This window comes from Aminobacter anthyllidis, assembly GCF_018555685.1.
Taxonomy (GTDB): domain Bacteria; phylum Pseudomonadota; class Alphaproteobacteria; order Rhizobiales; family Rhizobiaceae; genus Aminobacter; species Aminobacter anthyllidis.
Genome location: NZ_JAFLWW010000007.1, coordinates 132,558 through 152,730, shown reverse-complemented (window position 1 = coordinate 152,730; position 20,173 = coordinate 132,558). Strand labels below are relative to the sequence as shown.

General features: G+C 59.6%; 18 protein-coding genes and 1 pseudogene. 6 read left to right on the top strand and 13 right to left on the bottom strand.

What is annotated here, in order from left to right:
- Positions 1-533 precede the first annotated feature (533 nt).
- Together J1C56_RS23605 and J1C56_RS23600 are read right to left on the bottom strand one after the other, a co-directional pair.
- Positions 534-1,838: a lysine N(6)-hydroxylase/L-ornithine N(5)-oxygenase family protein gene (locus tag J1C56_RS23605; RefSeq protein ID WP_214392525.1), complete on the bottom strand. Its 1,305-nt coding sequence runs from the start codon at positions 1,836-1,838 to the stop codon at positions 534-536.
- 357 nt (positions 1,839-2,195) lie between these two features.
- Complete coding sequence (locus tag J1C56_RS23600) at positions 2,196-2,510, bottom strand: hypothetical protein (protein WP_214392464.1); 315 nt, start codon at positions 2,508-2,510, stop codon at positions 2,196-2,198.
- A gap of 15 nt (positions 2,511-2,525) precedes the next feature.
- Here J1C56_RS23600 and J1C56_RS23595 point away from each other — a divergent pair, with 15 nt between their 5' ends.
- Together J1C56_RS23595 and J1C56_RS33020 are read left to right on the top strand one after the other, a co-directional pair.
- On the top strand, positions 2,526-3,182 hold the full coding sequence (locus J1C56_RS23595) for a GDP-mannose 4,6-dehydratase (RefSeq protein ID WP_246591843.1): 657 nt from the start codon (positions 2,526-2,528) through the stop codon (positions 3,180-3,182).
- A gap of 4 nt (positions 3,183-3,186) precedes the next feature.
- A complete protein-coding gene (locus tag J1C56_RS33020; RefSeq protein WP_338001491.1) occupies positions 3,187-3,330 on the top strand; it encodes a hypothetical protein in 144 nt (47 codons plus the stop codon).
- A gap of 143 nt (positions 3,331-3,473) precedes the next feature.
- Here J1C56_RS33020 and J1C56_RS23590 read toward each other — a convergent pair whose 3' ends face one another.
- Positions 3,474-4,319: a radical SAM/SPASM domain-containing protein gene (locus J1C56_RS23590; RefSeq protein WP_246591839.1), complete on the bottom strand. Its 846-nt coding sequence runs from the start codon at positions 4,317-4,319 to the stop codon at positions 3,474-3,476.
- A 1,142-nt stretch (positions 4,320-5,461) separates the two neighbouring features.
- Between J1C56_RS23590 and J1C56_RS23585 the strand changes: the two genes are divergently transcribed.
- Together J1C56_RS23585 and J1C56_RS23580 are read left to right on the top strand one after the other, a co-directional pair.
- A complete protein-coding gene (locus J1C56_RS23585) occupies positions 5,462-6,205 on the top strand; it encodes an acetoacetate decarboxylase (RefSeq protein WP_214392462.1) in 744 nt (247 codons plus the stop codon).
- A gap of 24 nt (positions 6,206-6,229) precedes the next feature.
- The gene (locus J1C56_RS23580) at positions 6,230-6,631 is read left to right on the top strand and encodes a hypothetical protein (RefSeq protein WP_214392461.1); all 402 of its coding nucleotides are present in this window, start codon (positions 6,230-6,232) and stop codon (positions 6,629-6,631) included.
- Between the two features lie 721 nt (positions 6,632-7,352).
- On the opposite strand, the pseudogene J1C56_RS23575 reads toward J1C56_RS23580, so the two are convergent.
- The 10 genes and pseudogenes from J1C56_RS23575 to nifH form a co-directional block, all read right to left on the bottom strand.
- Positions 7,353-7,976: pseudogene (locus J1C56_RS23575) on the bottom strand (NAD(P)/FAD-dependent oxidoreductase); the annotation flags it as partial.
- A 176-nt stretch (positions 7,977-8,152) separates the two neighbouring features.
- Positions 8,153-9,040, bottom strand: coding sequence for a universal stress protein (locus J1C56_RS23570; RefSeq protein WP_214392460.1), 888 nt, complete (start codon positions 9,038-9,040; stop codon positions 8,153-8,155).
- 99 nt (positions 9,041-9,139) lie between these two features.
- On the bottom strand, positions 9,140-9,925 hold the full coding sequence (locus J1C56_RS23565; protein ID WP_136617667.1) for a response regulator transcription factor: 786 nt from the start codon (positions 9,923-9,925) through the stop codon (positions 9,140-9,142).
- A 24-nt stretch (positions 9,926-9,949) separates the two neighbouring features.
- Positions 9,950-10,429 (bottom strand): NifX-associated nitrogen fixation protein, encoded by a 480-nt coding sequence (locus J1C56_RS23560; RefSeq protein WP_214392459.1) that lies wholly within the window; start codon positions 10,427-10,429, stop codon positions 9,950-9,952.
- Between the two features lie 17 nt (positions 10,430-10,446).
- Complete coding sequence (gene nifX / locus J1C56_RS23555) at positions 10,447-10,944, bottom strand: nitrogen fixation protein NifX (RefSeq protein ID WP_214392458.1); 498 nt, start codon at positions 10,942-10,944, stop codon at positions 10,447-10,449.
- A complete protein-coding gene (gene nifN / locus J1C56_RS23550; protein WP_214392457.1) occupies positions 10,910-12,292 on the bottom strand; it encodes a nitrogenase iron-molybdenum cofactor biosynthesis protein NifN in 1,383 nt (460 codons plus the stop codon). The genes nifX and nifN overlap by 35 nt, the downstream gene beginning before the upstream one ends.
- 9 nt (positions 12,293-12,301) lie before the next feature.
- Complete coding sequence (nifE, locus tag J1C56_RS23545) at positions 12,302-13,792, bottom strand: nitrogenase iron-molybdenum cofactor biosynthesis protein NifE (RefSeq protein WP_214392456.1); 1,491 nt, start codon at positions 13,790-13,792, stop codon at positions 12,302-12,304.
- A gap of 60 nt (positions 13,793-13,852) precedes the next feature.
- A complete protein-coding gene (gene nifK / locus J1C56_RS23540) occupies positions 13,853-15,394 on the bottom strand; it encodes a nitrogenase molybdenum-iron protein subunit beta (RefSeq protein WP_214392524.1) in 1,542 nt (513 codons plus the stop codon).
- A gap of 127 nt (positions 15,395-15,521) precedes the next feature.
- Positions 15,522-17,027: a nitrogenase molybdenum-iron protein alpha chain gene (gene nifD, locus J1C56_RS23535; RefSeq protein WP_214392455.1), complete on the bottom strand. Its 1,506-nt coding sequence runs from the start codon at positions 17,025-17,027 to the stop codon at positions 15,522-15,524.
- A 103-nt stretch (positions 17,028-17,130) separates the two neighbouring features.
- Positions 17,131-18,024 carry a nitrogenase iron protein gene (nifH, locus tag J1C56_RS23530; RefSeq protein ID WP_006331760.1) on the bottom strand — a complete coding sequence of 298 codons (894 nt, stop codon included), beginning with the start codon at positions 18,022-18,024 and terminating at the stop codon, positions 17,131-17,133.
- Positions 18,025-18,617: 593 nt separating this feature from the next.
- On the opposite strand from nifH, the gene J1C56_RS23525 reads away from it, so the two are divergent.
- Both J1C56_RS23525 and dgt read left to right on the top strand, forming a co-directional pair.
- Positions 18,618-18,839: a hypothetical protein gene (locus J1C56_RS23525; protein ID WP_214392454.1), complete on the top strand. Its 222-nt coding sequence runs from the start codon at positions 18,618-18,620 to the stop codon at positions 18,837-18,839.
- A gap of 7 nt (positions 18,840-18,846) precedes the next feature.
- The gene (gene dgt, locus J1C56_RS23520) at positions 18,847-20,145 is read left to right on the top strand and encodes a dGTP triphosphohydrolase (RefSeq protein WP_214392453.1); all 1,299 of its coding nucleotides are present in this window, start codon (positions 18,847-18,849) and stop codon (positions 20,143-20,145) included.
- Positions 20,146-20,173: the final 28 nt, after the last annotated feature.

Sequence of the window (20,173 nt, the reverse complement as noted above, 5' to 3'; positions counted from 1 at the left end):
AGTCACGGCCGGGCATGCTGTTGATGGTGCGACTGCCCGAAAGACGACCTTCGTGCAGCCTGACGCAACGCAAGCCGTGCGCAGCGCGAATCTTTGCGACAAGTTCCCGTTCGGGGCGGGCGATCAGGGAGGGCACGTCGCTGGCATCGGGTCCATCGATGCTCAAAAACGGGTACTGTCCGCAGAAGTTCGGCGCCAGACTGCCCATCCGAGGCCACGCCGGGCCTAGGGGTTCCCTAAGCTCGTCCCGATCATTTACCTCACCCGGTCCAGCCACCACAGGCTTCGCTACGAGCCGGAAGCCTCCACTGACGGCGACGCAGCCATGGCCGCCAGGGCCACTGCGCACTTTCGAGTGAGCGACCTGGTGCGGTTTCGACGACCGTGGGGCAAATGCACGCCCGCAGAATAAAGCGATGCACCCATAGGTCCAAGGGCAGGTTCGATGAGTTCGGAGCGGGCTCCGGCCTTCGCCGCAGCGGAGGCGGACATTATTCTTTGGGTGCCACCGCCGACGATCAGCAGTCGACGAGTCATATCCCGCTGCCCATTTCTTCGGCTAATGGGTCGGGCCAGCTCTCGACGGAGGTACGGCTGATAAAGCCAGAATGCACGGGGTTGGCGCACGGCGCGCGCTGTAGAAGGCTGTCGAGAATGCGCCGCGCACGCCAGGCCAGCAGGCTTAGGTTCGGATCGGCCAGCCCGCGCTGCCCGGGATTGGCGTTCTGTACGAAGATGCGTCTGTCGCGCGGTCCATCCCAGCACACCGAAAAATCCTCGTCGATGACCAACTCATTGTCGATCTGTTTCAGCCGATCCGCCATCGGTTCCAAAAAGCTTGGCACGGCGTTCTCGTAACCGGTGGCCAGGATGACGATATCGGCCGTGACTTCTTCGACGTCTCCCAAGCCGCGCTGCAGCGTCAAGTTATGACCCGCGCCGGCGTTGATGCAGCGCGAAACGTTGCAACCCGGCCGCAGTGCGATGTCACATAGGTCTGGCTCAAGAAATTCGTGGCGATACAGCGCCTGGTAGACGGCGCGCAAAGTGCGGTCCGAAATGCCATCCGAGGCAAGCACAAAACGCCGCAGGAACAGCTTGCGCTGCGGCTCGCTCATGGCCGCAAAACGATCCGAAAAACAGGGCATGAACAACTCGTTTGTGAACGGGCTGTTGTCGAGGGGCAGGTAGTTTTCGCGCTGCGAGACCCAGGTGATCGAGGCAGGCCGCCGTTCTCTTGGCCCACCGACCAAATGCAACAGCACCTCGGCTCCCGACTGGCCGCCACCAACGACGCAAACATGTTTATGTCGCACCTCAGGATGGATGTGCAGCAAATCGGATGAATGGAACAGGTTGCGTCCGATCCAGCCCTGAAATTGAGGTGGAATCCGCGCTTGCTTGCCGATGCCGACCACCAGGTCTCTTGCACTGAGAACTGCGTCGTCCGTCCGCACCCGAAACTCGCCATCATAGCGTATTTCGCGGACGGTCTCGCCGCCGCGCACAAGTGGGTTTCTGCGGAACGCCCAGTTCAGGTATTGCTCGAACTCAGCCCTGAGCACAGCATCGAACTGTGCGTTCAGGAAGTGATACAGACGCCCGTTCTCGTGCAGGTAGTTTATGAAGGTGTAGCCAGATCGCGGATTCACCAGCGTGACCAGATCCTTGATGTGGCTGACCTGGAGTTCTGAGGAATCGAATGCACTGCCTGGATGCCAGCGGAAGTCGACTTGCCGATCCAAGAACAGTGCCCCGTGCCCGATTTGCTCGTGTATCTGACACGCAAGGCTCAAATTGGACGGGCCAGCACCGATCCCAATGCAAGAGAGATCCAGTTGTCTTGCTCCTACTGACCTTTCCCAAACAGACGCTGTGCGCAGCGAATGTGGGCCATGGCAGTTGGGCTTGCCCTCCCCGCAGGCATCGTCGACACCGCCGGACTTGCGACAGCTTGTCCGCGCGTTCGTAGTATCGGGTGTGACGCCCGCGGATTCCCGCTCCGTGATGAGATCGGCACTCATGCCGGCGATATGTTGCGCGTGGCTGGCATCGAGAATCCCGCCTCGATGACCCCCGCGTGGTCAGTGACATCCTTTTGCAACCTATCCCTCATTGCAATTGGGCTCAGTTGCCCGCCTCGACCGCGATGAGCCGACCTTCGGCCTGCTTGGCGACCAGCGAGGGCACGGTCATCAATGCGGCGACAGCATTTTTCCGTGGGTTTGATCATAGAAGACCTCCGCTGCTGCTTTCGGGAGGTCCCCTGCATCGAACGTGCCAGAGCAAAACATCAGCAAAGGCAACGGAAGGCAGGTTCGCAATCCTGTCGAGGATCCGACATTGAGGCCGAAACCTTGCCCCGGCGCCGATTTTTGCACGCAATCGTACTCTTCGACTTTCATAGCGTTGCAGGCGCTCTTGGCACTTTCCACACGGCCGTCATCGAGGACTGGCCCGGCGCCGAGTGTCGATCCCTGAAAAGGAATATCCGTTATCAAGGTCCTCATGAGGACTATCCCGACATGGTCCTGCATTACGGCGACACGACGGATGCGGCAAACCTGATCCGTCTCCGGCAAGAAACGCAGCCGGACGAAATCTACAATCTGGCTGCGCAAAGCCACGTGCAGTCTCCTTCGGGACCGGGAATACACCGCCAATGCCGATACGCTCGGCACGCTGCTGCTGCTGAGCGATCCGCATTCTTCGTCTCGATAAAGAAACGCGGTTCTACCAGGCGTCAACTTCCGAACTCTTTGCTTCGGTCCAGGGGCATCCCGCAGCAGGAGAGCACTCCGTTTTATCCACGCTCGACCTATGCGGTGGCGAAGCTCTACGCCTACTGGATCACCATGAACTACCGGGAGGTATACGGGCTCTATGGCATCCTGTTCAATCACGAAGGGCCGACGCGCGGCGAAACTTTCAACACGCAAAGTGACGCGTGCGGTGGGTCGATCATGGCCGGCAAACAGGACTGTCTCTATCTCGGAAACCTGGAAGCAAAGCGCGACTGGGGCTCGGCGCGCGCCTATGTCGAGGGCATGTGGCGCATCTTGCAGCATCAACCTGACGATTTCGTGCTGCCAACCGGCGAGACACACACGGTCCGCACCTTTGTCCGGGCTTGCCTTCAGGCGAGTCGAAAAGGAGATCGTCTGGGAGGGCGAAGGCGTTGACGAGGTGGGCCGTGAACGCATGAGTAATCAAGCGCTGATCCGGATCGACAAACGCTGTTACGGGCCAATCGAGGATGACCCGCTGATCGGCGATGCCTCCAAGGCAGCCGACCAAACTCGGTTGGAAGCCGAAGACCACTTACGATGAGCTCGTCTCGGAAATGGTCGAGGCCGACTGCCGCGCCTACGGGATCGTGTTAGCGTGACGTGAAAACACGATGACTTCGCGGGCATGTGCATCTTGCCGTTTCGGGGACGTCGGCATTTCAGGCCCGCCGCGGTCAGCCGGCGTCAGTCAGTTCTATCGTTTGGATCGGCAAATTCACACATCCTGCAAAGCAGAAAACCAGCCGCTCCATTCATGCGATCGACGATTTCGCAAAAAACTGGGCTTTTAAAGAGATCGCCATATTCGTCGCATAGAAGGTTGCCCAATACGTGACGCCGCTCAAAATCCATGGAGCAGAGAGTAACATCGCCGTTTGGAAGGAGTACATTCCGATACTGCCGTTCGTCCACGCATATCAGCGCTCCGACGACTGGCTGCCGTGGTTCTACAATCTTAGGGTCTACGCTTCCACCCCTGCTGCTCACCGGTCGCGCGCGAACTAGGGCTTGGGCAGGGATAATGTCGGCGATATCGGGATGGGGCTCACCCAAAACCACGAATCGGATCGAAGGGACGTCGGCGTCGACGAGTTGACCAACCAAATCGCGATACTTGTCTCCGACAAGGCGGCTATTCATGTGGGCGCCATCATCAAAAACATGAACCACGAATACCCCCAACCGCAGCGCCTGCAAGCGTTGTAGATCCTGCCCCTTCATTCCCACAAGCGTCGTGAAAATCCTGATGCCGTGGCCTTTGGCGGAAGCGTGCTCGACCATTTCGGTGCAATCCGGATTGAGCCATGGCTCAGAATACCCGGCAAAACTAATGTCGACGGAGGCTGGTACGCGCGCCAGACAGCGCTTGAAATCTCCAAGACTAAGATGCTTCGTATCAGATACTTTTCTTTGCCGGTCAGCGAACTTGTCCTGCGGACAATATGAACATCCCACGATGCATCCTGTGGTCGTCGTTATCTCCAAAACTCTGCCGGCTGGGATAGCAGAGCGCAGTTCCGGTAAAATCATTCGTTGTGACTCCCACTCGTCTTGGTCATGCATAACGTCCAGTATGATGTCTTTGGCTTCATGACACCGACGGTCAAGACAGTCCGAATGAGCCCAGCCATCTCCGCCTGGGCAGCAGTCAACAGCCGGTTTCCTCAATCTGCCGAGCGGACTATCAACGAACTTTGGGCGCATCGGCGCGGCAAGGCGGCGCAACCGCAAAGTCGCGCGTCAGCCATTGCCAAAGGTGTAGCCGTGACCGTTGAGCGGGCGCGCCGCCGAGATGGCGCAGCAGACCATCAATCGTCTCGCGTTCTTATGCGGTCAGCCCCCACTCAATATTGCAGCATCTCCAGCAAAGGCCGTGCCAGCGCGCTTAGCCGCAGCAACTGCACGAGTAGGCTTCGAGAAACCTCACGCCCAAGGCGGCCGGTGGTTTTGGACCAGACATGTTTTTTGTCGCTGTCAGCTTTTGGACATGCATTTCAGACGCTTGAGGACAGACTTGGCTGTCTCCCCTGCGGTAATGTTGGCGTCGGCTCATCATCTAGCATCATTTCGGCGCCGGCTGTGTGCGCGGAAGATCTACACGACCTGACCGCCGCGTGCAGCGACTGCCTGCCGGCTCATAGCTGATCTTTTCTCCTGAAGCCGGCGATGGGGCCAGGCCGTCGAGTGCGTGCTGCCGGATGCTGCGTATGCTGTCTGGCTAGACGGCGGATACCGCGTCACCTCCATGTTTTCGCGACAGAGGTTTGGTGGCGTCGCAGGCCTTCCTGCTACATCACCGCAGTGCTCGGGAATTCGTATCTGATCCGCGTGAGGCGAAGACCTTCTCTCTCGACTGGCTCGCCGAGGCCGTCTGTCCTGCGGGCACCGAACGATTTCTCATTTGGCATGGCGCATGCGCGTCGATCCGCAAACCCCGTCATGAGGACAAATCGGAGCTGGCCACCACTCCACCTCCTCCTACCACGAGGGCAGACGGGAAGCAGCGCCTTCAAATAAGGAACAAAATCACTTTACCTCGAATCTTGCCTCTCGATCACAACCGGAGCCCTGGAACCGCGTCCGCGATGGCTACGACAGCACCTCGGAGGGCCTCGCCGCCATCATGCAGACCGATCTAAGCCCACCTGATCCAGCACAAAGGAATTTCAAACATGCACCAAGATACCGTCCGTGGGAAAGCTTTCGCCATGCCCCTGACCAGCCCGGCCTACCCGGCCGGCCCATATCGCTTCCGCAACCGGGAGTATCTGATCATCACATATCGCACCGATCCGCAGAAACTGCGCGACCTTGTGCCGGAGCCGCTTCAGGTGTGCGAGCCTATGGTCAAGTTCGAGTTCATTCGCATGCCGGACTCGACGGGCTTCGGCGACTACACCGAAGGCGGACAGGTCATCCCTGTCTCCTTCTGTGGCCGCAGGGGGAGCTATACCCACTGCATGTTTCTCGACGACCATCCGCCGATAGCGGGCGGACGCGAGTTGTGGGGCTTTCCCAAGAAGCTCGCTAGCCCAACGCTCCGAACGGAGACGGATACCCTTGTTGGCACGCTGGACTACGGGCCGGTCCGCGTCGCGACGGGTACCATGGGCTACAAGCACCGAGCCGCCGACCTCGCGAGCGTGAGGGCCTCGCTCGCTGAACCGAATTTCCTCCTCAAAATTATCCCGCATGTCGACGGCACGCCGCGCATCTGTGAGCTCGTGGAATATCATCTAGAGGACGTCCATTTGAGGGGCGCCTGGACCGGCCCGGCAGCCCTGAACCTCTGGTCGCATGCGCTTGCCCCCGTCGCCGAACTGCCGGTGCTGGAAGTAGTCTCGGCACTACACCTCGTCGCAGATCTCACGCTCGCGCTCGGGAAGGTAGTCCACGACTATCTCGCGGAAGCCTAGCCTCGCCATCGGAAAGGAAGAACCATGAACTTTTACGGTGATATCTCATTGAACCAACGCGATGGGGAGCTGGTGGACGGCTTCTCGACAAGGAACGCCACTGACAATCTCATACAACGTCTTTCCAGCGACCTAGCCTTAGAGGACATTCCGCCGCTTTGCAGCGAGTGCAGGCGCCTCGCGAGTAAGAGCGATTGCCCTTGCCCATCCTCCCTGCTTTTGGTGCAACATATGCTCGCTGCCGTTTACCAGCGGCTTGACGCCATCGACTGCCTCTCAGAGCAAGGCGCCATAAGACTGAAGGCTTTTACCGATTATCTGGCGGCGGTCGTTCGAATAGCTTCAGAGAGCGGCGACGCGGCACCCTGGATTGATCTAGCAACCCGGTTTAGCGCTCTTTTCGATCCCGACGAGGTTGCTCATTGATCTCGCGCTTATCGCTTTTTCGTGGAACGAGCGGCCTCGTCGGCAGATGCGTCATCGATCGCCAGCGGCGTGCCGGCGCATATGCGAGCGTAAAAGCGCCGAGCAGCCGGTGATGTATCTCGAACGTGACGACGCCGATTGGCGCGATGCGCGTTGGCTTGGGGCCCTCGTGCCCAAGCATGGGTGCGTTGCCATTCCGCGGCATCGTACTCGCGATCCCGTCCGTGCCGTGCTCAAGCAAACGAGCTCGAGCGAACCGCCCCAGGTTGCGGATTTAGACAATCGTTGATGGAGTTGGCTGGCGAATTGGCACATTCGGCCTTCGGTTGGAAGACCGGCTTGAGGGGGGCCAACGAAACGGAATTGGCGAAGCCACGCTGGAGCATGCCTTCACTGGGGTCGCGTCCCTACACGTGCTGTAGCGCAGCGTTCGCGAAGCCGCTCGCGAGCGCGCCCTCATAGCGCTGAGCGGGCGAGCGGCTTCGGGGCGGGCGCAGAGGCTGGGTAGACTGGGCCGAACTCACCTCACCCGGTCCAGCCACGACATGCATCGCCAAAAGCAAGGACCCCGCTGACCGCGCCCGCGAGGGGGGAGATTGGCCGTCATCGCTGCCTTCGCCAATCTCCAAGGCTAGAAGTTTGGAGCCGCCAGTGAAGCTGCCGGTCTCCCCCTTGCGGGGGAGATGGCCGGCAGGCCAGAGAGGGGGCTGTCCCGCCAGCATTAGATCACATTCAATTCCCTGAACGCCCGCCCTTCAGCGACACGGCTGTACCCAAACGCCGAGCAGTCCACCGTGCGGTAGCCGCCGTGCACGATCAGCTCGGCCAGCGCCTTGCCGACCGCCGGCGCCTGCTGCAGGCCGTGGCCGGAAAAACCATTGGCGAAGAGGAAATTCTTAACCTGCGGATGCGGGCCGATCACCGCGTTCTGGTCGAGCGTGTTGTAGTCGTAATGGCCGGCCCAGGCGCGTGTCGGCTTGATCGCCTCGAAGGCGGGAATGCGGATCGCCAGCACCGGCCAGATCACCTCTTCGAACAGCGGCCAGTCGGACTCGAAATCGCCGGGGTCGGCGGGACCGTCTCCCTCTTCCGGCTCGGCGCCGCCAGTGATGTAGACCGAGCCTTCCGGACGGACATAGATGCCGGAGGGATCGACCAGCAGCGGCATATCAGAATATTTGTCGCGCGCCTCGAAGACGAAGACGTTGCGCTTGCGCGGCTCGACCGGCAACACCAGCCCCGCCATGGCAGCCACCGTGCCGGCATTCGGCCCGGCTGAGTTGACGACGATGCCGACTTCCAGCCTGTCGCCATTGTCGAGGCTGACACTGGTCACGCTCTGGCCGTTCCACCTCCGCCTCGCGCATGACTGGAGAGATTTCCGGCGGGCGTCGCCTCCCGAGCAATGCTTTTCATGTTCGTTACTCTTCGTAAGATCGATTATTTCGATGGAGCCCATCTACGTATGAATGCAGGCGTCACAGTAGAGCTTTGAACGGCATCGGTGCGGGTCCGGAACCGTCATCGAGCCAAAAACAGCGGCAATGTCGGCTTTTCAAAGATCCATCTGGTCACACCGCCAAAGAGCCGCTCACGCAGCCGACGGCTGCCATAGGCGCCCATGACGATCATGTCCGCAGAAATGTCGATTGCGTGCTGCGCAAGCACCGTGGCCGCCGATTTGCCGGCACTTGGCAGGAGGTCAACCGACACCCGAGCGCCGTGCCGAGTGAGATAGGCAGCGATGTCGGCTCCAGGCTCCGCGCCGTTCCCGTTGTAGTTGGCCTTCGGATCGACCAGGGCGACACGAACTTCCTCAGCAACGCATAGGAGGCCCAGCGCTTCTCGAACCGCACGGGACGCCTCGACTCGCGAATCCCAACCGACCAGGACGCGCCGTGGCCACAGCGTCGCCTCAGCCCCCTTCGGCACAACGAGCACCGGCTTTCCCGTATCGAACAAGCAGCCGTTGACCACAGGAGGTCCGAGATTCTCGTCGTTGAGGAGCCCCGGTCCGATGATCGTGAGGTCGGCGCAGAGCGCCCGCTGTCGTGCCACTTCACCGAGGCTGGCCGGATCGTAATAGTCGGTGTCAACGTCATAGGCGAGCGACATAGATTCCAGCAGTTTCTGAATATCTCTGGAGCGTTTTTCCAGTCTGACCGCGTTCTGTGTAAATCGATCGATTTGCCGAAACCGATCGTTCAATCTGGCAATTGCCTGTCCACGTGCTACCGGCCACTCTGGGACACCATCTCCGATCCGCCGATGCGACATAAGGAGCATCGGAGCGGGTATAATCAGTACGGAAAGGTGCGCGCCGATTTCCGCACACAAGCCGGCAGCAGTTCTGACGTCCTGATCGGAATGGTCAGCGCCGGTCAAACAGAGTACCGTTTTAAAGCCCATTTTCCTGCTTCTTCCTGAGTGTTCGATGAGGGCGTTTCAGGCCGCAAGACCGGCTCACAGCGCGAGGAAAAGGGAGTGGCACCAGACCCGGCACTCGATTCAGCCGTCCAGCTTCTCGAGCGAGTAGCCGGCCGACCTGACGGTACGAATGACGATACCGGTCGAGGCCGTCTCCAGTGCCTTTCTGAGCCGACTGATATGGACATCGACTGTGCGTAGACCGACATGGATATTGGCCGGCCAGGCCCCGCCGATCAGCTCGTCCCGGCTGAAGACCTTGCCGGGAGCCTCCAGCAAATGCCGCAGCACGTTGAACTCGATCGGTCCGAGATGGATGTCATGGCCATTGCCGCAAACCCGGTGGGCATCGAGCTTCATCTCAAGGCTGCCATAGGAAAGCCAGCTGTCGTTTTCAATCCCGTTTGAACCCGGCTTCGGCAGCGCCAGCCTCGTCCGCAGATAATCGAGCAGCTTGGCCGGCGCCATTGGCCGCACAAAGCTCTCGTCAATGCCGGCCTTCAACAGATCAAGGTGCTGGTTCTCGGCGCCGGGCGCGATCAGGGCAATGATGGGCAGGCCGCCGGTCCGGGGTTCCCGCTTGAGGCGGGCGCAGATTGCGGACCCGGTAAGGCTCGTTGGACCGCAGTCCAGCACCACGGCCTGGAATTCCCGTTCGTCGGCCTTTGCAAGTGCTTCCTTGGCGCCGCCTGCCGGCTCACTGACGAAGCCGTCCACCTCCAGTATGTGGCTGAGGAACAGATAGAACTCCGCATCTTGCGAACAGATCAGGACGAGTGGCTTCATCAGCGCTACCCCGAGAACCACATTGGCCTCGACCGCGTCGGCCGCGTGGGCTGGCCATCGCGGCTCCTCAAGGCCTGACATGATCCTCTTGCTCGAAAATTGGTTTCATGCCCGTGCCACCTCGGGATAGGCGTCGATGGCTGCGATGGCATCGTGGACCAGTTTCGTACCGGCGGCGGCGAGTTTGCAGAACGTCTCGAAGCCGAACCGATGGACGTCGCGCACGGTCTTGGACAAAACGACCAGCCGCCCGGCGGTGAAAAGCACGCGCCCGAACCCCTCATAGCTCATTTCGATCATCGGCGATGCCATCAGGCCGGAGCGCTCCTCGATCGCAAGGGCGACGGCAGTGTAAAACTTGTCGAGCCTCCACAGCACGTCCGGATCGGGATCGCCGATGATTGGGATCGTACGACGCCGTTCCTTGCTGACGATGAAGTCGGCCAGCAACTCGGCGTCCGCTTTGCCGTCCCACGACCCGTGGGAATCTTGAGCAAGGATCAGCCGCACGAGGCATTTGACGAACGGGCTGGCAAGGGCCGCCTCGTCATCGTTGACAGCAGGGCTGATCGCGACTTCAAACATTTTGCTCTTTCCTTGTTTCAGTCCTCATCCTCGAAGGAGGGTTTCTTTTCGGCGACACCAGCTTCGGCCAGCACCTTGCGCAGCCAGGGCGGAGGGCACGTTCTCAGCATCATCTGCGTGCGCAACAGCACCTCTTGGATGGTTTGTGGCTGCGGCACCTTGATTGGATGGATTTTTGCCGAAATAACCTTGGCTGCCGAAGGCCCGCCGATGGCCAGACAAAACAGCAGATGGCAGCCCTTCAGCGCCTCCACCTTCGGCGTGACGCGGTCATCGCCCTCGGTCCGACGCTTCCCGCTCTCATCGGAAACGTCATCGAAGGCCACGGCTTCCACGAGATGCCACTCCTCGCGCGTCACGTCGTAGACAGCAAAGCGCTTGGCCGACCCGAAATGGGCATTGAGATTCGTCATGTCTTGCGTGGCGATGGCTACGCGCAATGCGCCTGCCCGTCGGTCCGTCATCAGTGCGTGAACCTCGTCAGTGACGAGTGAGAGGCGACGAACGGAGCTCATCTGGCATTTCTCGTTTCCGGAATGGATCAAGCGCCTCAGGCGTCGGCGCGTGCTGGTTGGCCTGGAAGATGTTGGCAACATCGAAGATCAGGTCGCGGGTCCCCCGATAGAGGATCCTGAGCTTGTGCTGGCTGCCGAGCCGATCGAAGATCGGGAAGCCGACGCGCATGAGCGGAATGCCAAGGCGTCGCGACGCCTGGCGACCGTGGGAATGTGTTACGAGAAGATCCGCGCCCGCTGCAAGAGCTTCCAAATCGCCGAGATCGCCGATCTGAACCCACTCCGCCGGTACTTTTTGCAGAATCTTCGACATATCGGTCGTCGTGACCGCCGCCGCGATGTCACAGCCCATGCCGGTGAAGAAGGTTGCGAGTTGATAGAGTTGGTCTGGTTCAGCAGCGATCGCAATTTTCTTGCCTCCGAAATGGAAATGTCCGTCGAGCAATGCATCCTCCAATTGCGCCCGGTGACGGCGAACGCGGGCCGGTACCGCCGCGCCCGAAACCGCCGACAGCAGCGAGATGAACCGGTCGGCAGCCCTCAATCCGGTCAGCGACTGGAACACCGCGAACGGCACGCCGGTTAACCCGTGCAGTACTTTCGCCGGGCGGCGCATGTGCTCGCCGATGACGATGCATTGCACGGCCGTGCCAAGCTCGCGGATCTCCTCGACGCTGGTGCCGCCATAGGTGGTCGTTACCCAGCGGTCAGGAACCGTGCCGTCGAGCGAGCCGGAGACGTCCGGCAGAATAACCGGCCTGAGACCAAAACTTTCAACCATGTCACGCAAATGTTCGACGTCAGCGACAGTGAGGTTGCATCCGGGCAGGATCGCGATCTTCTTCGGCTGCCGGGTCCGTGCGCCCGACCGTGTAATCCCTTCGATCATCGCCGCGACAGCCTTGGCCCAGCCTTCTTCGATCGCGCCGTCAAAATCCGGCGTGTTGGCCAGCACGACCTCCGTACCCGCGAGCTCTTCCACGTGCTTCAGCTTGACGTTGGCGATATCACTCGCGCAATCTTCGCCACGGGTTTCGACCAGGGCGGTCGTGCACACCCCTATCAGCTTTGGCTTTGTGCGGGTTTTGAGGTTGAGGATCGCCTCTTCCAGATGGTCCGCTCCGCCGAGTATGGTTGCCACCTCGTCCATCGCCGTTGTCTGCAAGGGGATCGCTTCCTTGAAATGCCGCACGAAGAGCACGAGCGCGAAGCTGGTGCAGCCTTGGCCGCCGTGGAACAGGGGCATCGCACCCTCGACTCCAAGAAAAGCGAAGGCGGCACCCAGCGGCTGCGACGACTTCAGCGGGTTGACCGCCGCTGATTTGATTTTGCGAAGGATGCGGACCATCGGATTTCCTCAACGGTCGCCGAAGTGGTGAGCCGTCGCGCCGGCGAATTCATTGAAAGCGTTCACAGTCGCGGTCCCGTTCTTCGTGCTCGCCGGATCGTCCTCCAAAGCAAGCTGGCAATCCCACGGCGCCGGCTCCCGTACCTGGCCCCAGATCGGGTTATGAATGGCGAGGTCGATCTGCCGGACAAGTTCCACCATGCCGTCATAGCCGGCATAAGGATGTTGGCGCTCCTGGTTGATATCGAGCCAGGGTGTCTTGGCCTTCAGCGCGATGAATTGCGTGCGCCCGCCCGACAGCATGATGTCGGCCTTGTGTTTTGAGAGCATGGCGTAAAGATCGCGCGCTGTCATCTGCTCGAACATGTGGTTCTCGTCCTTGAGGATCCGTTTGATCCGCTCCTTGTCTTCGACGGTGGATTTCTTGACCGAGGTGCCGACGATCTCCATGCCGATCTCCATCAGTGCGTGGACGACTGACCAGGACTTCACACCGCCTGTATTGAGTAGCACGCGCTTGCCTTGAAGCCGCGGGCGGTAGGCCTCGAGCTTCTTCCACGCAATCGCTTCCTGCTCAGCAATCAGCGTGTCTGTGCGATCAAGGATCTCTGGATCGGCGCCCTTCCTCACCAGCAGCTCAGCAATGTTGCGAAGTGCTTCCGAGGTATCGGTTATGCCGTAGAAGGAGCCCTCGAAGAACGGGATGTCCCAGCGCTCCTCCATCTTGCGGGCCAGATTGATGAGGGCGCTCGAGCACACCAACATAGCCGCCTGGGCGCGGTGCGCGGATGCAACGTCGATGTAACGCGCATCGCCCGGAATGCAGGCGCGCACCCGGATGCCGAGCCGATCAAGCAGCGGCTTCACCAGCCAGAATTCGCCGGAGAGGTTGAATTCGCCAAGGATGTTGATGTCGTAGGGCCCGGCGTCGTCGGGTTCCACCGTGCCGATGACATGATCGAGCAACGCTTCGGCGGCCAGTTTGTTGCCGAGGTTCTTGGAGCCGGCCAAGCCCGGCGCATTGATCGGCACCACGGCCAAGCCGAATTTTTCCGCCGCGCGTTTGCACACGGCCTCGATGTCGTCGCCGATCAGCGCCGTCACGCAGGTCAAATAGACGAAGACTGCCGGCGGCGCATACGTTTCCTTGATCTCGCGGATCGCCCTGAAGAGCTTCCGCTCGCCCTGCCCCATCACGACGTCGAGTTCGGTGAGGTCGGTTGTGAAGCTTGTCCGCCACAGGGTTGGCCCGGACGAAGCTGTGCCTCTGTTGTCCCAGGAATTTCCCTCGCAGGCGAGCGGCGCATGGACCAGGTGCGCAACGTCGGTGATCGGCTGCAGGACGATCTTGGCGCCGTCAAAGGCGCAGCCGCCGGCTGCCGCCCCGGGGGTCAGCGGCTTCGAGCAGCCCTCCTTGCGCGCCTTGGCATCCTTGCCGCGGTTGTTATCGCAGGCGGGCTCGTCGAAAACGTCCTGGATCTTGGCACTGAGCGAGGTCATTGCGTCAGTCTCCGAAGTCCATTGGGCGATTGGCGGCCTCGGCGAAAAGCCGGCACGGGCTTAGCGGGTGAGGTCATAGGAATAGTCCGTCACGCCCGTTTCGCTCGTCTCGCGATCGAGCTTGTCGAATATCTTGTCGAGGATCGTCGTCAGCACGCGTAATCCACCCTGATAGCCCATGAGGGGAAAGCGATGGTGATGGTGCCGGTCGAAGATTGGAAACATCAGCCGGATCAGCGGCGTGCCGGTGTCGCGCTCCAGATACTTGCCATAGGAATTGCCGATCAGCAGGTCCACCGGCTCTGTAAAAAGCAGCGAACGCATCGCCCAGAGATCCTTGCCCGCCCAGACCTGGGCATCCTGGCCGAAGGACGAGGATGCAAGCAACTCCTTCATCTCGGCCTCCCAGGTCGATGTGCCGTTGGTCGCGAGGCAATGTGTCGGCTCGCCGCCGGTCTCCATGACGAAGCGGGCCATGGCGTAGACGAAGTCCGGATCCCCATAGATTGCGTACTTCTTGCCGTGCAGCCATGACTGGCTGTCCGCCATGGCGTCAACCAGTCGGCCGCGGTCCATCCGAATTGTCTCGGGGATCTCCTGGCCGGAAATCGCCGAGACCTTCATCAGGAATTCGTCGGTCGCCTGGACACCCAGCGGATAGTGGAAGGATGCCGTCGCCTGCCCGACCTCGTTGCAATATTCCAGCGTCTTGCGGGTGTTGTAATGCTGCAGCGACAGTGTCGCCTCCGCGTTGAGCGCCCCTTTCACGTCTTCGATCTTGGTGCCACCGTCATACATGCGGTATTCGCCGTCCGACGGCGTGTCGAACTGGTCAGAGGCGTCCTGAATGACGGTATAGGTGACACCCATCAGGTCGAGGAGGCGCTTGAGTTCCCGGTTGTTTCCGACGCAGAATCCGTCGAAGCCTGGGATGATGTTGATGGTCCCAGCGGCTTGCGAGCGCTCGCTGCCCTTCCAGAAATGCTCCAGCACGCCCTTCACCATGCCGTCGTAGCCATCGACATGGCTGCCGACGAAGGCAGGCGTATGAGCGAAAGGGACGTCGAAGTCGCACGGTACGGAGCCTTCGTTCTTCGCGTTTTCTATGAAGCTCCGCAGGTCGTCGCCAATGACTTCGGCCATGCAGGTGGTCGAGACGGCGATCATCTTGGGATCGTAGAGCTTGTAGGTATTGGCGAGCCCGTCGACCATGTTCTTCAGGCCGCCAAACACTGCCGCGTCCTCGGTCATCGAGGAGGAAACCGCTGACGAAGGCTCCTTAAAATGTCGCGACAAATGCGAGCGGTAGTAGGCAACGCAGCCCTGGCTACCGTGGACGAAAGACATGGTGCGCTCGAAGCCCGCGGCCGCGAACACCGCACCGAGCGGCTGGCAGGCCTTGGCGGGGTTTATGACAAGCGCCTCGCGAGCGAGGTTCTTTTCGCGGTATTCCCAAGTCTTGGTCAATTCGCGTTGGTCGGTGACGATCTGATCAGGGTGCGGACATTCGAAATTCAGCTTCTTCTCGGCAAGCATTTGTCTGTATTCCGGCTCGCGGAACAGGGGAGCATGGTCGAGAACTTTTTCGGCCGATTGCGGCATGGTGGTCACCTTTTCCATCTGGCCGCGGCAAGCGGCAGCACAGGGACATCGAAACTTTAAAGGGCCTCCGCGGATCGAGTGCCCCCGAGCATTTATCGGCCTCCCTGCCTGGCAGGGAGGCCAGTCCTCATTCGGCGGCGACCGCCCTCAGCGGTGCGTCCTTCATCTTCTTCCACGGCGCGCGGTAGAGACCCCAGACCGGGTTGTTGATGGCCAGATCCATGTCGCGGGCGAAAATGGCGAAGCCGTCATAACCGTGATACGGGCCGGAATAGTCCCAAGAGTGCATCTGGCGGAACGGGATGCCCATCTTCTGTACCGGGTACTTCTCCTTGATACCGGAGCCAACGAGATCCGGGCGGATGCCTTCGATGAACTTCTCCAGCTCATAACCGGTGACGTCGTCATAGAGGAGCGTGCCATTCTTCACGTAATGGCCGGTGCGCTGATAGTCGTCGTTGTGGGCGAATTCGTAGCCGGTGCCAACGATCACCATAGCGAGGTCCTCGTAGGCAGTGATGACGTGACGGGGGCGCAGGCCGCCGACATAGAGCATCACCGTCCTGCCTTCGAGGCGCGGTCGGTACTTGGCGATGACGGCATCGACCAAGGGCCGGTACTTGGCGATGACCTTTTCGGTCTTCTCCTCGATTTCCGGGCCGAAATGCTTGGCGATGTTGCGCAAGGAGGCCTCGATCTGGGTGGGGCCGAAGAAATTGTATTCCATCCAGGCAATGCCGTACTTTTCCTCCATGTGCCGGCAGATGTAGTTCATCGACCGGTAGCAGTGGATCAGGTTGAGCTTGGCCTTGGGCGCGCGCTCTATCTCGGCCAGCGTGGCGTCGCCCGACCAGTTGCCGACCACCCGAAGTCCAATCTCCTCAAGCAGGATTCGCGAAGCCCAGGCATCGCCGCCAATGTTGTAGTCGCCAACGACATTGACGTCGTAAGGGCCGGACTCGAACGCGACATCGTCCTTGTCGAAGACCCAATCGCGGATCGCATCATTGGCAATGTGGTGGCCGAGCGATTGTGAAACGCCGCGGAAACCTTCGCAGCGCACCGGTACAATCGTCTTTTCGTGCTCCTTGGCTTTCTTGCGCGACACTGCCTCGATATCGTCCCCGATCAGGCCGATCGGGCATTCGGACTGCACCGAGATGCCTCCACTGAGCGGAAACAGGTCCTCGATCTCGTCGATGATCTTTTCCAGCTTTTTGTCACCGCCGAAAACGATGTCCTTCTCCTGGAAGTCGGAGGTGAACTGCATTGTCACGAACGTGTCGATGCCCGTCGTGCCGACGTAATAGTTGCGGCGTTGCGACCAGGAATATTGCCCACAGCCGACTGGCCCGTGCGAGATGTGGACCATATCCTTGACCGGACCCCACACCACGCCCTTGGAGCCCGCATAGGCACAGCCGCGAATTGTCATCACGCCCGGAATGGATTTGATGTTCGATTTGACGTCGCATTCGGAAAGGCCCTTGTCCTCACCTCCAGCCTCGTCCTTGCTCGTTACGACACTGAGGTGCTTCTTGCGACGCTTCGCCGCCTTGTCTGGATATTGGGACAGCACGTCTTCGATAAGCTTCGCATGCAAAGCGCCGTCATTCTCATAGTCGAGGCCCATGGGACCTGCCCCTTTCAAGGTTCGGGTAACGCCTCGCCAACGAGGCCTTGCTTCGTAGAAAGGGGCGCCAGGTCACGGTCGGCGCCCCTGTCGGTAACGGCGGCTACTGAGCGACGGCCAATTTCGCTTCCTTGGCCTGAAGCTCGGCAAGCATTTGCTCGTCCGTCTTCATGATGCCGAAGTCGAGCAGCATGTCCTCGAGCTCCTCCATGGTGATTGGGGTCGGGATGGTGCCCTGGCCCGAATTGACATGGATCTTCTCGGCCAACGCGCGGTACTCCCCTGCCTGTTTGGAGTCCGGCGCGTACTGGATTACCGTCATCTTTCTAAGTTCGGCGTGCTGGACGATGTTGTCGCGCGGCACGAAGTGGATGAGCTTGGAATTGAGCCTGGCCGCCAGCGCCTCGGAGAGGTCGAGCTCGCGGTCGGTCTGGCGCTCGTTGCAGATCAGCCCGCCGAGCCGCACGCCGCCCGAATGGGCGTATTTCAGGATACCCTTGGCGATGTTGTTGGCGGCATAGAGCGCCATCATCTCGCCGGACATGACGATGTAGATTTCCTGGGCCTTGTTTTCGCGGATCGGCATCGCGAAGCCGCCGCACACCACGTCTCCCAGCACGTCGTAGGAGACATAGTCGACATTGTCATAGGCGCCGTTCTCCTCGAGGAAGTTGATCGAGGTGATGACGCCGCGGCCGGCGCAGCCGACACCCGGCTCGGGGCCGCCGGACTCCACGCACTTGATGTCTTTGTAGCCGATCTTGAGCACGTCCTGGAGTTCAAGGTCTTCCACAGAACCTTCCTGGGCGGCGAGATGCAGAACCGTATCCTGCGCCTTTGCGTTCAGGATCAGGCGGGTAGAGTCCGCTTTGGGGTCGCAGCCGACGATCAGGATTTTCTGTCCGAGGTCGACCAGGGCGGCTAGCGTATTTTGAGAGGTGGTGGACTTGCCGATGCCTCCCTTTCCGTAGAATGCGATCTGACGCAGACCTGACATGTTGCTTTCCTTCCTTCTTCCATCCATAGCGGTTACCGCGACTTCAATGCCGGTCGGCAGATCCGCCGCCTCGCACCGATCGTTTCAAAACTCGTGCCAATTTGGCCGGCTGGATCGAAGAAGAAATTTTATGATTGCTTTTCAGCTGTTTAACATTTGGCAAAAATATTAAATTGGCTAAATAAACTTGTGTCGAGGACTCGACAAAGGCGACATAAGATGTCGGAAGGCGTTGATTGAGACGTCGGCCTCGGAGACCGGAAAGGAGCTCGTTGCTTAGTAGCCGGCATGAACGGCCGGAGGTGACCGATAGTGTTGAAGAAGTCGGCGATGAAGCCGTAGGTCCATTCGTAGCGACCTCTTGATTAGGCGCGGTGAAGGGGGGCGGCGCAGGCGATATGGGCATGGCCGCTACGCGTGCGATATTGCTGACCTTAAAGTCAGTATTCTGGCTTCTGGCTGAGGCGGGGAAGGATGTTCGGAACTGTCAGGAGCCTGATCGCCGTATTGTTGATGGCAGCCCTCTTGCAACCTAACTTGTTGTCAAAAATTTATGGTTATGAGACAACGGTGTGATCGAGGGAGACCGTCGCATGGAACAGCGAATCGCTGAAGCAAGAGATGCATTGCTGCGGCACATCCGCAGAGAAAACCGAGCCGTAGATCCCGAGCGGCTCGTGGGGCTTCTGACGGCGGACGGGTATTCGCGCCGTGAGATCCAAGCTGCGTTGCATCTAGCCATGAGCCGCAATCAGATCCGCATCGACAGAGAGATGCGTTTCTTTAGGCCGGGCAAAACTTTGCAGGCTGCCTAAATCGCGAATGGTATCGCGTGTATGGACGGATGCGGCTCGGAGGAAGCGCCTCCACAGCACACCTGAAAAAGACCAGCGGAAACCTTTTGAGGTCGACCGCGATAGGATTCAGTATTCTTCCGCGTTGCATCGTCTCGCCGGCGTCACCCAGATCGTTAGAGTAGGCGAAGCCGATGTGTTCCATACCCGGCAGCAACACACGTATAAGGTGGCCCAAGTTGGGCGAAGGCTCGCTCAGAATTGCATCGATGCCGATCCTAAGCTCGCGAAGAAACTCGGGGTTGACGTTGAGGTAGTGGAGGCGGCTTGCCTCGCCCACGACCTGGGTCATCCCCCGTTTGGGCATGCTGGAGAAAACAAACTCAACGAGTTGTTGGAAGGTAGAGAAGACCCTGACGGATTCGAGGGCAATGCTCAAACTTTCCGAATTCTGACCACGTTGGGCGTTCGATATCCGGACTGTCTCGGACTGGATTTGACCCGCGCTACGCTTGCGGCTTGCTTAAAGTACCCTTGGACTCGAGATCCAACAAAACCAGAAAGGAGCATTAAGTGGGGAGCCTACAAGGTCGATCAAGCCGACTTTGATTTTGCCAGGAGGTTCCAGGATCACGCGTTCCAAACTACAGAAGCCGCGCTGATGGACTGGGCAGATGACATTGCCTATTCAGTTCACGATTTGGAGGACTTCCATAGAGTCGGCGCTATTCCCTGGAATCATATTCTCAACGAAGGCTCGCAGGAAATCATCCGCAAGACCCACGAGGTCTGGTTCGGCGCCCCGAGCGATGCACAGGCTCACCTGAATGCCGCATTTGAGCGCTTGGCTTCGGTGCTCAATTCCGCGTTTAGCGTGCTTTTGAATACCTCCTACGAAGGCTCCCGAGAACAGCGGGTGGCGCTTCGGAGCCTGACTTCGTTCCTAATCGGGCGGTTCTTGACGGCTGCGAAGCTAACCGAGGAAGGAAACGGATTGCACATCCCCTTGGATACTCTGGCCGAGGTCAAACTCCTCAAACAGATTGCCAAGCAATATATTATTTCCAATCCTTCTTTGATCGCCCAGCAGCTCGGTCAAAAGAAAGTAATTTCTGAGCTTTTTGGAATATTGTGGGATAACTCTGAAAAAGGACCCCCAAGATTCCTGCCCGTTAGATTGAGGTACATCTGGGACGTTTGCGAAGGCAAAAGGGCAAGATTCTCAGCCGACTGCATCGCGAGCCTAACTGAGCACGAAGTGGTAGCATTGCATGCGAGATTGTGTGGCCTTTCAGGAGGTTCCGTCTTGGATCCAATCGTGAGGTAGGTTCGGCACCCCATTCCGGGCAAGAGCG

Coding starts and splice junctions, on each gene's coding strand:
- J1C56_RS23590 (WP_246591839.1), bottom strand. CDS start 4,319: ATGATTTTACCGGAACTGCGCTCTGCTATCCCAGCCGGCAGAGTTTTG.
- J1C56_RS23580 (WP_214392461.1), top strand. CDS start 6,230: ATGAACTTTTACGGTGATATCTCATTGAACCAACGCGATGGGGAGCTG.
- J1C56_RS23595 (WP_246591843.1), top strand. CDS start 2,526: ATGGTCCTGCATTACGGCGACACGACGGATGCGGCAAACCTGATCCGT.
- J1C56_RS23600 (WP_214392464.1), bottom strand. CDS start 2,510: ATGAGGACCTTGATAACGGATATTCCTTTTCAGGGATCGACACTCGGC.
- nifN (WP_214392457.1), bottom strand. CDS start 12,292: ATGGTCCGCATCCTTCGCAAAATCAAATCAGCGGCGGTCAACCCGCTG.
- J1C56_RS23525 (WP_214392454.1), top strand. CDS start 18,618: ATGGAACAGCGAATCGCTGAAGCAAGAGATGCATTGCTGCGGCACATC.
- J1C56_RS23565 (WP_136617667.1), bottom strand. CDS start 9,925: ATGTCAGGCCTTGAGGAGCCGCGATGGCCAGCCCACGCGGCCGACGCG.
- nifD (WP_214392455.1), bottom strand. CDS start 17,027: ATGGGCCTCGACTATGAGAATGACGGCGCTTTGCATGCGAAGCTTATC.
- J1C56_RS23570 (WP_214392460.1), bottom strand. CDS start 9,040: ATGGGCTTTAAAACGGTACTCTGTTTGACCGGCGCTGACCATTCCGAT.
- dgt (WP_214392453.1), top strand. CDS start 18,847: ATGGTATCGCGTGTATGGACGGATGCGGCTCGGAGGAAGCGCCTCCAC.
- J1C56_RS23585 (WP_214392462.1), top strand. CDS start 5,462: ATGCACCAAGATACCGTCCGTGGGAAAGCTTTCGCCATGCCCCTGACC.
- J1C56_RS23560 (WP_214392459.1), bottom strand. CDS start 10,429: ATGTTTGAAGTCGCGATCAGCCCTGCTGTCAACGATGACGAGGCGGCC.
- nifH (WP_006331760.1), bottom strand. CDS start 18,024: ATGTCAGGTCTGCGTCAGATCGCATTCTACGGAAAGGGAGGCATCGGC.
- nifK (WP_214392524.1), bottom strand. CDS start 15,394: ATGCCGCAATCGGCCGAAAAAGTTCTCGACCATGCTCCCCTGTTCCGC.
- nifE (WP_214392456.1), bottom strand. CDS start 13,792: ATGACCTCGCTCAGTGCCAAGATCCAGGACGTTTTCGACGAGCCCGCC.
- nifX (WP_214392458.1), bottom strand. CDS start 10,944: ATGAGCTCCGTTCGTCGCCTCTCACTCGTCACTGACGAGGTTCACGCA.